The sequence below is a fragment of the Burkholderia sp. 4M9327F10 genome (assembly GCF_005503145.1).
In the GTDB taxonomy this organism is placed as follows: Bacteria; Pseudomonadota; Gammaproteobacteria; order Burkholderiales; family Burkholderiaceae; genus Paraburkholderia.
The window spans coordinates 1-13,970 of record NZ_SCNV01000107.1 but is presented as its reverse complement, the minus strand read 5'-3'; the positions used below and the strand labels follow the sequence as shown (position 1 = coordinate 13,970).

Below are 13,970 nucleotides of genomic sequence, written 5' to 3'. Positions count from 1 at the left end.
ATGATGCCTAACTCGTCGCACGTGTCGTAGAACCCCTCGGTTTCGTACACCCCACCGCCCCAGACGCGCACCATGTTGATGTTGGCGGCCGCCGCGTCGGTGAGCAGCCGACGGTACTCGTCGACTTGCACTGCACCGACGAATGAACTAGCCGGTATCCAGTTGACGCCGCGCATGAAGGCCGGGACGCCGTTCAGCACGAACCGGAAGAAATCGCATCCCGGTTCATCTGGATCCGGTGAAGTATCTAAAGCGATCGTCCTGATGCCTACGCGAATCGCGCGTTGATCCACCATGCGACCTGCGTGCGCTAGCTCGATTTGCAAGGTGTAGAGCGATGGTTCGCCGAGTTCGTGGGTCCACCATAGCTTCGGATTGTCGATGTCGAGCGTGATTCGTGCCGAGCGCGATGCAAGATCCCAATCAAATGTTTGGGTTGCGGCGACCGAGCCATCCGGTGCAAGTAGCGTGATGGCCGCGTCGAGCGTCTCGTCCTGCACGGCAAACGGGTCGATGTTCAGTTCGATCGCGACGCGGGCTACCGTGCCGATTGATTCGGTCGTGAAATGGACGGAATCGAGCGAGGCGATGTGATGCCGCTCCAAGCGCGCCGGGCGCCAGATGCCAACTGTCGGCAGGCTGGGGCCCCAGTCCCAGCCCCAGCCGAACTGTGCCTTGCGGTGAAAATGGCGCTTCGATGTCTTGATGGGATCTGCGAGCAAATCCCAAGTGGCCATTTCCTTGCCTGCGGCTGCGATGGCTGGTGGCGTGAAGCACACGAGCACCTGATTGGGCACGTCATCGTGTAGCAACGGACCGACGTCGAAACGGGCCGCCACGAACATGTTGCGGCTGTTGCCGAGGAATTCGCCATTGAGCCAAACCGATGCATACGTGTCGAGCCCGTCGAAAACCAGTTCGACACGCTCGCCTTGCTGCGCGGGTACTGCATCGAAGCTCGTACGCCACCACCATTCGCGATCCGCGACCCATGCACATGCCAGTTCGTTCTCGCGCTCGAACGGATGAGGGAGTCTGTCTGCCGCATGCAGAGCGAGATACGTATCGCCGGGTGCGGCGGCCGCGATCCAGTCACGCAGGTTCACCGGAATCGATGGAGGTATTTCGGTGCTCGGCTCACAGCTTGCGATTTCCCATCGCTCAAGCGAGTGCGTTTCGAGGCTCGTGCCATCTGTCTTGTTCGTCTCCACCATATAGGGCTCCTGTTGTGCAGAGCCGCTGTAGGATCGTGGGATCGGGCGACACACAGCGGCAATTGTCCTCACCATTAAGTCACTATACCGTGACTTAATGGTGAGGACAATTGCGAGTCGCGTACCGAGGGTATGTCCGGATCAGCCTACGCTTACGCGGTCAATGGCCGTCCGAATGATTGCGACTACCGTGGCGACATACAGCTCGACGATTGTATCCAGTGATGAGTCGCCGGCCTCGAGCGCTTCGATTGCCCCCATCAGGGCAGCCAACAGCATGCGTGTCACGGTGGTTGCGTCGCGCTCGGGTAGCCCTGTTTCAGCGACGAGCGTTGCTGCCCAGTTGGTGACGGCTGCCTGCCGGATCGCGCCCGAATATGTTTCGAGCGGACCCTGGTCATACAGAAGGCGGCGTAACAGGGGACCCTGTGCAGTGAGCATGGATAACCAGATGCGAGTGTTGACCGCGAGCTTTTCGGCAAAAGGCGCGCCGGACGGCAACGCAGCCTCAACTCGCTGCGCCATACGCTCAAGTTCACGATGGACGAGCGCTTCGAGCAGATCGTCACGATTGGAAAAGTAGCGATAGCCGAGCCGCTTGTCTACGCTGGATCGTGCAGCGACCGCATCCATCGTGACGTTTGCGACGCCGCTCTCGATAACGATCTCCGCCGCCATGTCGAGAAAGTGATTCTTGCGCGCCTCACCACTCATGCGACTGCGAGGCGATTGAGCGGGGGGCACGTCAGGTTCTGATTGGCGAGCCATGGCGTCACGAGATAGGGGGCAGGTGAGAGGCAGCCCGAAAACGCTGGGCTGCAGACGTGAGCAGCGGGGCGACTATACCTTGGAATTCCAGGTAGCGACACCCCTCCTGAATAGCTGGGTAGTGACAACGTTTATGCGTCGTCTATGCTCCAGGCTGAGTCAACCCTGTACGTGTTGGGCTGCACGTTCAATAACAGTGGCCACGTCACGGGGACGAGATTCGTACACGGAATGACTCGCGCCGTTGAGCACGGTGACGTGGCTATGCGCGCGGTCGTAATACCAACGCTCGAGATCGGGATTGATGATCTTGTCGGCAGCAGCGACGATACCCCAGCTCGGCTTGGTCCTCCAAGCTGCCGCATCCATCGGCGTCGAGAATACACTCGCGGCGGTGAGAATTTGCGAATGTGCTTCGAACATCGCTTGGGCGGGTGGCAGATCAGCCGCAAAATCCTGCGGAAAAACGGCCGGATTGAGGAATGTATAGCCGTCAGTGGTTTTCTGAATCGCACCGGGCTGCTTCGACGTGAAGCTCGGCATGCGCTTGCCGAGATCCGATTCGTCTTCGCCGACGTCCGGCGCGTGGGCGGCGACGTAGACGAGACCAACGACTTTCGGATCCGTGCCTGCCTCGGTGATGATCGAGCCGCCGTAGCTGTGTGCAACGAGCAGCGTCGGACCGTCTTGAAGGTCGATGACGCGCTTTGTCGCTGCGACATCGTCGGCGAGCGCCGTCAGCGGTTCCTGGACGATGCTCACGTGATAGCCGTCGCGGGTCAGAATGTCGTAGACCGGTTTCCAGCCCGATCCATCAACCCAGGCACCGTGTACCAGGACGATGTTCTTCACGGAGGGCGTTGTGGCGGATGCGCTCTGTGCAAGAGCGGGAACAGAGGTCAGTGCGCAGGCAGACAACGCAATTGCTACGGCGACAACAGAGCGGATGATCATGTAAGACTCCCAATTTATGTGATGTGAAGGCTGCTTTTTCAAGCGTCCGGCACGTGGATACAAAATATTTCTGCAATTTTATGTAGGATGACGAATTATTATGAGGTGCCGAACACTTATGATGAAGCTGCACACTTAGCTGCCGAAGTACACGCTGCAGAAACTGGCCGGGCCGACGCAGGAACTGCCCGTGACTGGCCGGCTGATTCTCGGTACGCCAGCCGCTGATCTGCCGTTTTCGGGCATGCCACCGTAGCCTTGCGCCGCCCACGTATTTTTCGCGTCATGTGCGTCATGCGCCGCGATCTTTGCTTCCGCTGCCTGGATGTCGCCCGGGTAGTTGATATCGTTGCCACGCGACGGCACGTAGCCGGCGTGCTCCACACTGACGAGATCCGCGCGGACCTCGGCACGGGTCAACGGCGCATTCGTCGCCGCATGAGCGACAGCGGTGACGCCGATTGCGAGCGTCGCGATGGAACACGAGAGAAGGTGGCGTGTGATCATGTTCATGATGCAATCCTTGCTAAAGAGAAGACGTTCTCGACGTCGATATGGAAATCGTGGACTACGATAGGGTGAACAGCGCCGATCACTGAATATTCCGTGCCTGTTAACAAAAAAAGCGCTTCTTTCGAAGGTAAGCACTCGATCAGTACCGTCTGTTCACGAGGGGGAGACGTAGGCAATCTGATTCCCATCAGAGGGCACACACGAAACACTGCTCGAATTGCGTGGCTACTACGCACATCTGATCGCCCTTCAAAACGCTTGATCCGTTTCCAGATCACGACCATGAAACTTCAGGCGCTTGGTGCGCTATTCTGTCGATACAGCGCGGTGTTTCGGGAAGCGTGGCGAGTCCGTATCGAGAACGATACGCAGCATCGCCTCGCTCATGAGCGAGCGTTTCTGCCCGCACACCTCGAGTTGATTGAGACACCCGTGCATCCACTGCCGATGTGGACGATGCGGGTCGTTGTCGCGATGGCCGCTCTGATTGTGCTGATTGCGCTGATCGGAAAGCTCGACATCGTCGCTGTTGCTCCCGGCAAGCTGATCCCGAAGCAGCAAGTTAAAACGATCCAGCCCGCGCTCACGGGCGTGGTGCGGCGCATTCTGGTGCGTGACGGGCAACGTGTGCAGGCCGGCCAGTTGCTGATGGAACTCGATACGACGCAGGCGGCTGCCGACGCGGACAAGGCTCGTCAGAGTCGGCTTGACGCGGCGCTCACGGCTGAGCGCGGTCGCGCGCTGTTGCAAGCTCAGGGTGCAGGCACGTCGCCGTCTCTGGCGAAGGTCGACGACGCGAGCGACGCGCAGCAGTTCGAAGCACAGCATTTTGCTGACGACATTTACTCCGAATATCGCGACAAGCTGAACGGTGCACAAGCCGAGTTGATGAAACGCGAGGCAGAACTCGGTACCACGCGCCAGCAGATCGCGAAGCTGGAGTCGACCGCGCCATTGGCCCGCCGGCAGGCGAACGACTATGCGTCGCTGGTCAATGAGAAATACGTCGCGCGCACCGACTATTTGGACAAGGAGCAGACGGCGCTGAACCAGGAGCATGAGCTGGCGGCGCAGCGCAGCCATGCGCAGGAACTGACCGCGGCGATCGCGCAGCAGCGCGCCGAGGTCGCGGCGCTGACGTCCGCATACCGCCGGCAGCAGCTTGATGCGCTGGACAAGGCAAACCAGCAACTGGCGCAGAGTCGCAATGACGAAACCAAGGCCGATACGCGCCAGAAGCTGCTGAGCCTGACAGCGCCGGTCGCTGGCACTGTTCAGCAGCTCAAGATCTATACGCTGGGCGGCGTCGCGACGGCCGCATCACCCATGATGGAAATCGTGCCGGATGACGCACTCGAAGTCGAGGCAGACATCGAGAACAAGGACATCGGTTTCGTGAAGGTCGGGCAGCCCGCGGTCGTCAAGGTCGAGGCGTTTCCGTACACCCGCTACGGATTCCTACATGGCACGGTCGAGACAGTCTCCAATGATGCTGTCCCAGATCGCAAACGCGGGCTGACGTTCCCAATCCGGATTCGCCTCACGACGAACCGGATACGTGCAAACGATACTTGGACTAACCTGATGCCTGGTATGGCCGTGTCGGCCGAGATCAAGACGGGCACGCGCAGCGTCGCGCACTATTTCCTCGATCCAGTGATCCAGACCGGCCAAGAGAGTCTACGTGAGCGCTAAGCATAGAACGATCACCGCGCTCGCGATCGGCATGGTGAGCGCGACGGCGTGGGCGTTCGACCCGCTGCTGACGAACAGCGCCGTGCCGACCACGCTCGCCGTCAATCTGCTCGGGGCCGACGAGGGCGTATGCTCGTTCGGCGAACTACCGACGCCGCTGCGCTTACAGGATGCGGTCGAGCGCGCGCTATGCAATCACCCGAAAACGCGCCAGGCGTGGGCCAACGTCAAGATTGAGGCGGCGGCTGTTGGCGTGGGTCGCGCTGCCTATCTTCCTACCCTGAACGGCAACTGGCAGGGCACGCGCGACATCGCGCGCAATCACGTCACGGGGTACCCCCAATACGATTCAAACTACGGCAGAATTTGCAAAACGCGAGCGTGTCGCTCAGTTGGGTGCTGTACGACTTCGGCGGCCGCTCGGCCGCACTGCGCAACGCAAACGAACTTCTGGCTGCCGCGCAAGCCAATCAGCTTGCCGTCCTGCAAACGGTGTTCGGTACAGTCGCGAAAGATTTCTATGCGGCGCAGGCGGTACAGGGCACGCTTTCGGCGGCCCGCGAAGTCGAGCATACGGCCAAGACCAGCGCCGACGCAGCGACCGCGCGCACCGATCGAGGCGTGGCCGCGATCAGCGACCAGTTGCAGGCGCAGACCGCGTATGCGGAGGCTGTCGTGAGCCGTACAAAGGCCGAGAGCGACTGGGCTAGCGCGGTCGGCACATTGGCGTCTGACATGAATCTCGCGCCGACCACGCAGATCGTGCTGCCGGATGTCGGCGACGGTGTGAAACCCGATCCTGAATTCGGTGAATCGGTGGCGGCGCTGATCGAGGATGCGCAGCACAACTATCCGGGTGTTGCGGCGGCCGTGGCGCAAGTCGAAGCCGCAAAGGCCAAGGTGGCGCAGACGCGGGCCGAAGGACTGCCGCGCCTGAATCTGGTCGCCCAGTACAACTTCAACAATCAGCCGACCAGTTTGCAACTCGGGTTTCCTGTGTTCCCAGCAACGCACCGGGAATGGTATCTGGGGTTTCAGGTAACGATCCCGATCTTTGAAGGGTTCGCGCGGACCTATCAGGTCCGGCAAGCAGAGGCGCAGACCGAGCTCCAGGTCGACCTGCTGGCCGAAGCGCGGCAGCAGGTCGGGCTGAGCGTCTGGAACGCCTATCAGTCACTCCAGGGAGCGACGAAGAATCTGGATAACAGCGCGAACCTGCTGACACTCGCACGGCATTCGTTCGAAGCGGCGCAGCGCCGGTATCAGATCGGCGTGGGCAGCATCCTCGAACTGCTCAATGCGCAATCGGCGCTCGCCAATGCGAACAAGCAGCGTATTCAAGCGCTGACCGACTGGCGCTCGGCACGGCTACAGTTGGCATCGAGACTGGGAAAGTTGGGGATGTGGAGTCTGGAGTCGATCGAAATGCATTGAGAGCACGAATTCATCATAAAAATCAATGTACTAGCATGAGATGTGGCAGATTTTTTACGAATCCCGGCCATACCTCGGTTTGCATAGCCCGTGTCGAGCGTGTGGCCGCGAGCGCGGGCCAACTGTGTGCCGCGCCACAGCGACTGATGCAGTTCCTCCAAGTTGTGCGCCGGCTGATTCATACCCTGGATACTGTATAAAAACACAGTAGTATGCTAGCACACTGTTGCGCATTCGACCGCCAGCCTCAAAGGCTACGGATACTGCTTCATCGAGCGCACGCAATCGCCCCCGCGCCGCAACAAGCGCGTCATCCGAGATGCCGCCGGGTGGCTGAGTTCAGCTTAACTCTGTCGGCTATGGAGGCGGCCTTCGAAATGGTCGCGGGACTCGCACCGATGTATCGAGATGCAACCTCGCCGGTCAGTACACGAATAATCCCTGGAGGCCTTAACTATTGCCCAGGGCCGCGAGGAATTGCTCGTCTGTTGGCGCGTTCAGTACGGTCAGCTCCAGCATCAATGCAGCACAAACCGTTTCTGCCTGTTGCCGCTCGGCAAGCTGAAACTCCTCAATATCCGAAACGCGGCGCGCGACGCCGTCGCGACTTTGCAAACGCTCAGCGATCAACGAAGCGGACGCTTCGATGAGGACTACTGCGGCGAGGTTCAGGTCCGCGAAGACATCCGCGCCGAGAAAAACGAACTTGTCGCTTGCGTCGCGGAGAACGAAGTGACCGTCGAGAAGCAGACGTTGTCCATCAGCATTGATCCGCTGCACGGCCGCGATCAGCGCTTTCTGGTTCCGGTCCGGATCGTCGACGAGCTTTGCGCCTGTCCAGTTGGCCCCGCCCAGTTCCTGCTTGATAAGGGTGCTGGCAGATGAATGTACCCAACCGGAAGCCGCAGCGCGACCGCAAAGGTACGATTTACCAACGGCGTGGATGCCCGCCACAAACGTGTTTTTCATTTTTCTTCTCCGGGAAATAGACGGCCCATCACCAGCGAGAATTCCGCTGGCGAAAGATACTGATACGACTGCGGTGGCCTGAAATCCCGAAAGAGATCCTTGGGATCAACGGCCACAGGAGCAACTCTCACTTCATTGATTAGGATGCCGAACCCTTTCTTCTTTCCATGAAAGTAGCCGGTAAGCTCGTCCCGTTCTAGACCACCGCCGAACTGGCACGCGAGCGCCCAGAGGCCCTCGTCGTCGCGTTCCTCCACGTGGTCAACGAACGCCACGCCGACGAGTTGCTGAATCGGAGACGATGAGTACAAAACCATTACGCCGATATCGGTACCGGCGGGCCAGCTTCGACGAAACTCGACCCGCTTGCTGCGCGCGAGAATCTGATCGCAAAAGCGCGGCTTGACCGACAGCAGAACGGCTCTACCGCCCAGCTGTTCGGAGGATTCGGGAAAAAGTGTCATCAGAGATTAAACGGGTAGATTGAATGTTTCCGCGGACCGCAGCCGGCAGCGATGCTCGTGGCACGGGGTGTTCAAAGTGCTCAATCGTTCGGAACAGCATGACGCGAACACCCGACGGATGCTGGACCATCGCCTCGATCTCATTGTCCGTGTAGACAGTCCGGCGACTCACGAGTTGCGCGATCTCGTTGGCATCGGTGAGCGTACGAAAATCTTCGACCACGACCAGCGTCGTGACGGCGTGGCTATCGTACCCGCGATAGAAAAGGACGACATCGCCGCGCCGGATCTGCGCGGATGGTGAGTGCGACAGATAGGCGAGCTTGATCGCGTTGCCGACATGTTCGCCGTGGCCATTGGGTCGCTGCTCCTCATTTCCAGGACAGTCCGGAAAAAGGACCCGATGGTACTGGGGCCTGATCGGAATGATGAACGTCCGGATGGCCAGATCGGAGCGAAAATGCGGATAGAACCGACGCGTGTAGTCAAACGGATCGGCCGCGCGGGGATCAGCAACGGGCGCGGTAACAGGATGGTGTTTTACGAATACGCTGTCTCCGTTATGCGTGCCCCTGCGCTCGAAGCCAAAATCAACGAGCAGCGCAACCAGTTCCGGGTGGCTCTGGTCGGGATCGTCGTCTTCCCGGACGTCAATGAACACGTGCTCGCAGGCGTTCGCCGTCGCGTAGCGGAACGCCATTTTAAGAAACAGTTCTCCGATCTTGCGCCCGCGGACGAGTTCGCCGACCTTGAAGGTGCAAAGCTTCAGCGCGCGCCCGGCAAGCTCATCGCCGGCGTCGGTGAACGCTTCGTCTGTCTGCACGGCATAGATACAGATGGCAGACAGATCATTTGCCGGCCCGTGCCGGTAGATCCAAGCATGACGTCCTTCGCGCGCCTTTGCGCGATACCACCGGTCGAAACCGGCGTATCCATCGCGCAGACTGTTGAAGAACGGATCCGCCAGTTGGGGCGTCAGCTCGTTCAGTTCAACGTCAACGATGTCCGGCAACTCGACGGCTGCCGGCTCGTGAAGTCGACTCAGCAGATCTTCGATTGTCTGGATGAAGTAGACGCGACTGCCGAGGTTCCGTGCCAGCGCCTTTCTGTGCAGCCCACGATCCTCCGTCACCAGCACATGCGCCGCGTCGCGCTCCAGCGCGAAAAGGATCGAGTTGTCGCACTTGTCGTTTTCGGACGTCCCCGGCACATTCCAGGGACACGCGGGCCCTTCTGGCAACTCGCTATACAGATCCAGTCGCGCCAAGGTGCGTGCGCGCCGCGCGGCATCATTGTCGCGCTGGATGTCCCGGCGGGAAGCCGGGTGGTAGAGGAGTTCGTGCCGCCCGTTGCATAGCTGATGAACGTGCGCCAGGTTCGGCTGTAGCACGACAAGCGAATCCTGAAGGGGTATCAGGATATTGGTATCCAGCAAGATGCGCAGTCGTAGAGCCACCTACACCTCTCAGTATATTTTTTTGCTTCGGTGCCCGTCCGGACCGTTCGACCGCTCAAAACAAAAACGCCACCTCTCGGTGGCGCCTTGTTCGGGCAGAAAAAGCTTCGAACCGGTTACGATTCCGAGTCCGCAGTGCGCCGCGTCCGTACTCGCACCGTGGTGCGATACGTTTCACGGGCCTTCTTTTCCGTCAGTGCGCCGTTCTTGGCCGCCTCCTCGGTACGCTGGAGGATCACGGCGACCCCGCGTTTCTGCAGCGCTATCACCTTCGGGCGAAGCTTGCTAGATGCGTTCAAAGCCATAAAAACCTCCTTCGTCTGATGCGGGCCGGGTCACACAGCGAAACGTTGTTCCCATCTCGCCGCGCTCGAATTTCCTAGCGAGCCTATTATATAGCGCGTCCAGCTTGCCTGTCTGTGGCATGTAGAAGTACTGCGACGTCGACGGATAGGCGTCAGCATGCGCGACCAGTGCCATACCGAGCGCCTCGCTGAACTGCCAGATCATCGCGGGGTCCGGCAGCGGCCATTCGTCCGGGTAGAACATCGTCTCACGGTCTGCTTCAGCGCGAAAAAATTTGACCAGGCGTGACACCGGCGCGGGCGCGAAGCCTCCATTCCATGCGGCGGCCGTCTCCCGCAAAAACTGCTCGTCATGCCCCGCGTAGGTCATCACGTCGGCGAAAAACACCAGATGCCGCGTTCCGTCAAAGTCGATACCGCTCGCTTCGATCGTCGCGTCCAACTGAAGCGGCCCGGCGATGCGCAAGATGCCCGGGCCACCGGCATTCGGCGGGAAAAGCGCGGCCAGCAGGACGTCGCTTACATATTCGATCATTGCACCTCATTCTCCACTAAAAAGGCCCCGCGCGTCGTGGCATCGGTCGCGCCGTCTGTGATGATCGCGTGGAACATGCGGCGCGGCTATTCGGGACGCCGTTCATCGGACGTCAGGATGTTCCGCAGCAGGTTATCCACGGTCACGGTGTCGAAGCGGTAGGGCTTCAGCACATGGCGAACGCCGTCTTCGTTCTTGACGTCATTTCGCCAGAAGAAGCGGAGGCCGGATTTCCGGCCCTCGGCGGCCATCCGGAAGAAGGTGTCGGCCCAGGACGTCGTCGCCGCGCACTGTGCAAGCAGGATCTGTTCGTTTTCGATCTCGACGCCACAGGCGCCCAGGTCGTGCATAAGACCACGCGCATCCAGCGTCCTAGGATAGAGCCGCCGCACGTAGCCCGGCATGGTCGGGTCGGCCGTGACACCGAACTCTTTCTCCGGTCCGTGGAAAGCGAGACTGATGCTTGCGGTGCCGTCGATGAATTCGAAGCCCAAACCCTCGATCGCGCGGCAAATTTTTCCGAGGGCCTCGTCGGAGGCCGTGTCGTCGCCGTCCTCGGCGAGCTTGACCGTGGCATGGCCAAGGTTGGCCGCTCTGGCGAGCTGGACGCGCGTCCAGCCAGCGATGGCACGCGCCGCCGCGATCTGGCGGCCCAGGTTGTGGCGATTGACCGCCGTGGGCTTCATAGGATAGGCTCCAAAATGTCTGTGGAAGCATTTTACGGCTTTTACAAGCATGCGCCGAGTTTTCGCTAATTTTATTTCGCCCGGGTCACTCCGAACGTCTCGGGCAACCTCTTCCTCTTTGGAATATCAATATGACCAAACTTTTTCTTCATGCCGGGCTTGATCGCGGCGTCAGCGTGCATGTCGACGCGGGAAACGCGCTCTTCATTCGGTGCGCACCCAAGCGGTCGCCCGATGTACCGCTGCCCGCCGGTGGCACCGTTGCGCTGGCGGTCCACCCTCGGCACTTCGCATTGAGCGCGGCCGAACTCGTCGCGCTCGCGCTCGAACGTTCGGCTTCCGAGCAGACGAACTGGCGCCTGCGCCCGTCTGTCGAACCAGGCGACGACGATCCGGTCAGTTGGACCGCCATCGAGGCCGCCATTCGCACGAAGTTCGCCAGTTAGTCCTTCCGCGTGGCCCCAACGCTGGCGGCGACGGGCCGCTGGGCACGGTGGCCACGCAGGTTTATCCGGGCGAGGGCCAGTCTGACCGCCCTGCTACAGGATGTCCAGAAACGAAGGGTCGGATAGTCTGTACTATCCGGGCCTTAAGTTTTTCATGACAAACCGGTATATTTCTGGAGGAGGGCGGCCAGATGCCCGCCGCACAAGGCGTTGCGGCCGACGCCCAGCGTGAGCTCGCCGGGCGCGCTCACGCTGGGCGTCGTGCATGGCGATGTGTCACGCACCGCACCGGCGTATCAAACAATACGGTTTGCGTAGGAGCCACGATGCGAAGCATGGGCGAGGTACAGGACGTCGAGTTTCAGGAAATTCCAACCGGGGCGGCGCGAGCCACACCGGCCGGAGCACGTGGCCGCAGGCGGCTGCGCGACACGCGCCGCACCCAGGCGCAGGGCCGGCGGGTCGGCCTGCAGCACCTCGCGTTCTTCCGCGGGTACCTGGAGGGGCTGGATCTGTCCGATCTGGCCGACCAGTATCTCGAGTTCGGCAGGGACGCACGGAAGGCAGCGGGCACGCGCACCTGGCTCGTCACGGCGTTCGTGGCGGCCGCGCGCAAGCGCCAGGACTTCGGCGCGGCGCGGCTGCTCGCGATCCGTCCCGCAGCGCTCGCCGCGCCGCCGCAGGCGCCCGGTGCACCGGCGGCCGCGCTCCCGTCGCTCGATGATTTCGCCGCAGAACATGACCCGGATGGCTTTTATACCGAGCGCGAGCTGCTCGACCTGTTCAACGCGCAGCACGCCGGGCCTGGTGCCGAGGGTGTGGCGGCGCTGCGCCGGCAGCAGCGCAACGCACGCCTGCGCGCGAGACAGATGGCAGCGCTCGAGGAACTGTCGCGCCTGCTGGTCGAAGATCCGAAGCCCGAACACCATGTGCTGGGCTGGTTCGACGTGACCGTGGCGCTACGCCTCTCGGACGTCGGCATCACGACGATCGGCCAGCTGGTGACAACGATCAGTGCGACCGGCTACCGCTGGTACCGCCTCGTGCCGCGGCTGGGCGAAACCGGTGCCCGCCGCATCACGGCGTGGCTCGAACACTACCGGGATGTGCCTGGCCTCGCGCTAGCGGACAGCGCGACCGTCCACCCGTCCGGGCGCACGCTGCCCGTGCCGCAGATCAGGCGCGCGCCATCGACGGGCATCGTGCCGCTCGAGTACTTCCTGATCCCGCCGGATCTGGACGGCTCGGCCGGCGCCAACCGCAACCTCCTGAAAAACAACAGCGGCGCGCAGAACGACCAGCAGGCGATCGATTTCTGGCTGGCCGACTATGAGAACCCGAACACCCGTGAAAAATACCGCACGGAGGCCGAGCGGCTGCTGCTGTGGGCGATCTTCGCGAAGGGCAAGCCACTGTCGAGCCTCAATATCAACGACGCGCGGGAGTACATCAACGTGTTTCTCGTTGATCCGCAGCCCGCTGGAACGTGGGTGATGCAACAGGCGATACCGCGCAATGAACCCGGGTGGAAGCCGTTTCGTGGGCCGCTGGCCGTCAAGAGCCGGCAGGACGCGCTCACGGCGATGAAGAAGTTTTTCGGGGATCTGGTGAATGCGCAGTACCTCGATCACAACGCTTTCGCCAAGCTGAAGGTGTTCCTCGGCACCGCAACCGACGAGGCAGGCAATGCGCGTCGCGTCGCCGCCCAGCCCCGGATCAAGACCGAGCACGCCCTGACGCACGAAGCCTGGGCGTTCGTCATAGGGGTGCTGGAGACCCTGCCCGACACCGCCGCGGCGGACCGGATGCGCTTCATTCTCGCCCTCGCCTACAGCACGGGCCTGCGGCGCGCCGAACTCGCGAACGCCTTCACGGATGAAATCAGCGAGCGCTACGCCGGCGCCGACCTCGGGAACATCCACCTCCTGCGGGTGGTCGGCAAGGGTGCGAAGGAACGCTTCATCCCGCTCGTACCCATGGTGCTGGAAGCACTGGGCGACTATCTCGAATCACGCGGCCTGCCCCGCGATGCCCTCACCTGCCCCGCCGGCACGCCGCTCATTCCCGCACTCCCGGACAAGCGCGACATCAGCCGCGTGCGGCGGGAAGCGGCCGCGCAGGGCATGGACGCCGCCGCCGCACTGGTCGCCCTCGCCCGCAATGCGAGACCGATCCATCCCGATCAGCTCTACAAGGCCATCAAGCGTTTCTTCGCGACGGCCACGAATGCCGCATTGCGCGAAGACTCCCCGCACGCCCGAGCCTTCCGGCAGGTCAGCACGCACTGGCTGCGGCATACCTTCGTGTCGCATGCGCTGGCCAACGGCATGAGCCTCGAAAGTGCGAGAAATTTTGCGGGCCATGATTCACTCGATACCACGTCCATCTACGCGACGGCGGAACTCGGCCGTCAGTACCGGGAGGCCGAATCGTTCCTGCAGCAGGCGAGCGCCCCATCGACCGACCGCCGACACTCGCGTTGAGCAGCTCTACCGTCAGAAAGGTCGGGGGGACTCGTAGGGGTCGGGGGT

At 61.4% G+C, this 13,970-nt stretch carries 13 protein-coding genes and 2 pseudogenes; 5 read left to right on the top strand and 10 right to left on the bottom strand.

Annotated features, from left to right (window positions below; all coding sequences use genetic code 11):
* The 4 genes and pseudogenes from FFS45_RS40345 to FFS45_RS40330 all read right to left on the bottom strand — a co-directional run.
* Positions 1-1,214: pseudogene (locus tag FFS45_RS40345) on the bottom strand (hypothetical protein); the annotation flags it as partial.
* A 141-nt stretch (positions 1,215-1,355) separates the two neighbouring features.
* Positions 1,356-1,928, bottom strand: coding sequence for a helix-turn-helix domain-containing protein (locus FFS45_RS40340; protein WP_171029896.1), 573 nt, complete (start codon positions 1,926-1,928; stop codon positions 1,356-1,358).
* Positions 1,929-2,141: 213 nt separating this feature from the next.
* Positions 2,142-2,936 carry an alpha/beta hydrolase gene (locus FFS45_RS40335; RefSeq protein WP_137960181.1) on the bottom strand — a complete coding sequence of 265 codons (795 nt, stop codon included), beginning with the start codon at positions 2,934-2,936 and terminating at the stop codon, positions 2,142-2,144.
* A gap of 135 nt (positions 2,937-3,071) precedes the next feature.
* Entirely contained in the window at positions 3,072-3,443 is a 372-nt protein-coding gene (locus FFS45_RS40330) for a DUF4148 domain-containing protein (RefSeq protein ID WP_137960185.1), read from the bottom strand.
* Between the two features lie 288 nt (positions 3,444-3,731).
* Here FFS45_RS40330 and FFS45_RS40325 point away from each other — a divergent pair, with 288 nt between their 5' ends.
* From FFS45_RS40325 to FFS45_RS42660, 3 genes and pseudogenes are all read left to right on the top strand, one after another.
* The gene (locus FFS45_RS40325) at positions 3,732-5,144 is read left to right on the top strand and encodes an HlyD family type I secretion periplasmic adaptor subunit (RefSeq protein WP_137960180.1); all 1,413 of its coding nucleotides are present in this window, start codon (positions 3,732-3,734) and stop codon (positions 5,142-5,144) included.
* A gap of 31 nt (positions 5,145-5,175) precedes the next feature.
* Positions 5,176-5,433, top strand: a pseudogene (locus tag FFS45_RS42870) (TolC family protein); the annotation flags it as partial.
* A gap of 77 nt (positions 5,434-5,510) precedes the next feature.
* Positions 5,511-6,578: a TolC family protein gene (locus FFS45_RS42660; RefSeq protein ID WP_283204795.1), complete on the top strand. Its 1,068-nt coding sequence runs from the start codon at positions 5,511-5,513 to the stop codon at positions 6,576-6,578.
* A gap of 450 nt (positions 6,579-7,028) precedes the next feature.
* Here the strand turns inward: FFS45_RS42660 and FFS45_RS40315 are convergent, their stop codons facing one another.
* From FFS45_RS40315 to FFS45_RS40290, 6 genes are all read right to left on the bottom strand, one after another.
* On the bottom strand, positions 7,029-7,547 hold the full coding sequence (locus FFS45_RS40315; RefSeq protein WP_137960179.1) for an ATP-binding protein: 519 nt from the start codon (positions 7,545-7,547) through the stop codon (positions 7,029-7,031).
* Positions 7,544-8,011, bottom strand: coding sequence for a hypothetical protein (locus tag FFS45_RS40310; RefSeq protein ID WP_137960178.1), 468 nt, complete (start codon positions 8,009-8,011; stop codon positions 7,544-7,546). The genes FFS45_RS40315 and FFS45_RS40310 overlap by 4 nt, the downstream gene beginning before the upstream one ends.
* The gene (locus FFS45_RS40305) at positions 7,971-9,446 is read right to left on the bottom strand and encodes an N-acetyltransferase (protein WP_249363125.1); all 1,476 of its coding nucleotides are present in this window, start codon (positions 9,444-9,446) and stop codon (positions 7,971-7,973) included. Before FFS45_RS40305 ends, FFS45_RS40310 begins: the two co-directional genes overlap by 41 nt.
* Before the next feature lie 137 nt (positions 9,447-9,583).
* A complete protein-coding gene (locus tag FFS45_RS40300; protein WP_137960177.1) occupies positions 9,584-9,772 on the bottom strand; it encodes a hypothetical protein in 189 nt (62 codons plus the stop codon).
* Positions 9,753-10,307 carry a hypothetical protein gene (locus FFS45_RS40295; RefSeq protein WP_137960176.1) on the bottom strand — a complete coding sequence of 185 codons (555 nt, stop codon included), beginning with the start codon at positions 10,305-10,307 and terminating at the stop codon, positions 9,753-9,755. The genes FFS45_RS40300 and FFS45_RS40295 overlap by 20 nt, the downstream gene beginning before the upstream one ends.
* Positions 10,308-10,393: 86 nt before the next feature.
* The gene (locus tag FFS45_RS40290; protein ID WP_137960175.1) at positions 10,394-10,993 is read right to left on the bottom strand and encodes a helix-turn-helix domain-containing protein; all 600 of its coding nucleotides are present in this window, start codon (positions 10,991-10,993) and stop codon (positions 10,394-10,396) included.
* Positions 10,994-11,124: 131 nt separating this feature from the next.
* On the opposite strand from FFS45_RS40290, the gene FFS45_RS40285 reads away from it, so the two are divergent.
* Together FFS45_RS40285 and FFS45_RS40280 are read left to right on the top strand one after the other, a co-directional pair.
* On the top strand, positions 11,125-11,439 hold the full coding sequence (locus FFS45_RS40285) for a hypothetical protein (RefSeq protein ID WP_137960174.1): 315 nt from the start codon (positions 11,125-11,127) through the stop codon (positions 11,437-11,439).
* Positions 11,440-11,774: 335 nt separating this feature from the next.
* Positions 11,775-13,922, top strand: a complete 2,148-nt coding sequence (locus tag FFS45_RS40280) for a phage integrase family protein (protein ID WP_137960183.1) — start codon at positions 11,775-11,777, stop codon at positions 13,920-13,922.
* Positions 13,923-13,970: the final 48 nt, after the last annotated feature.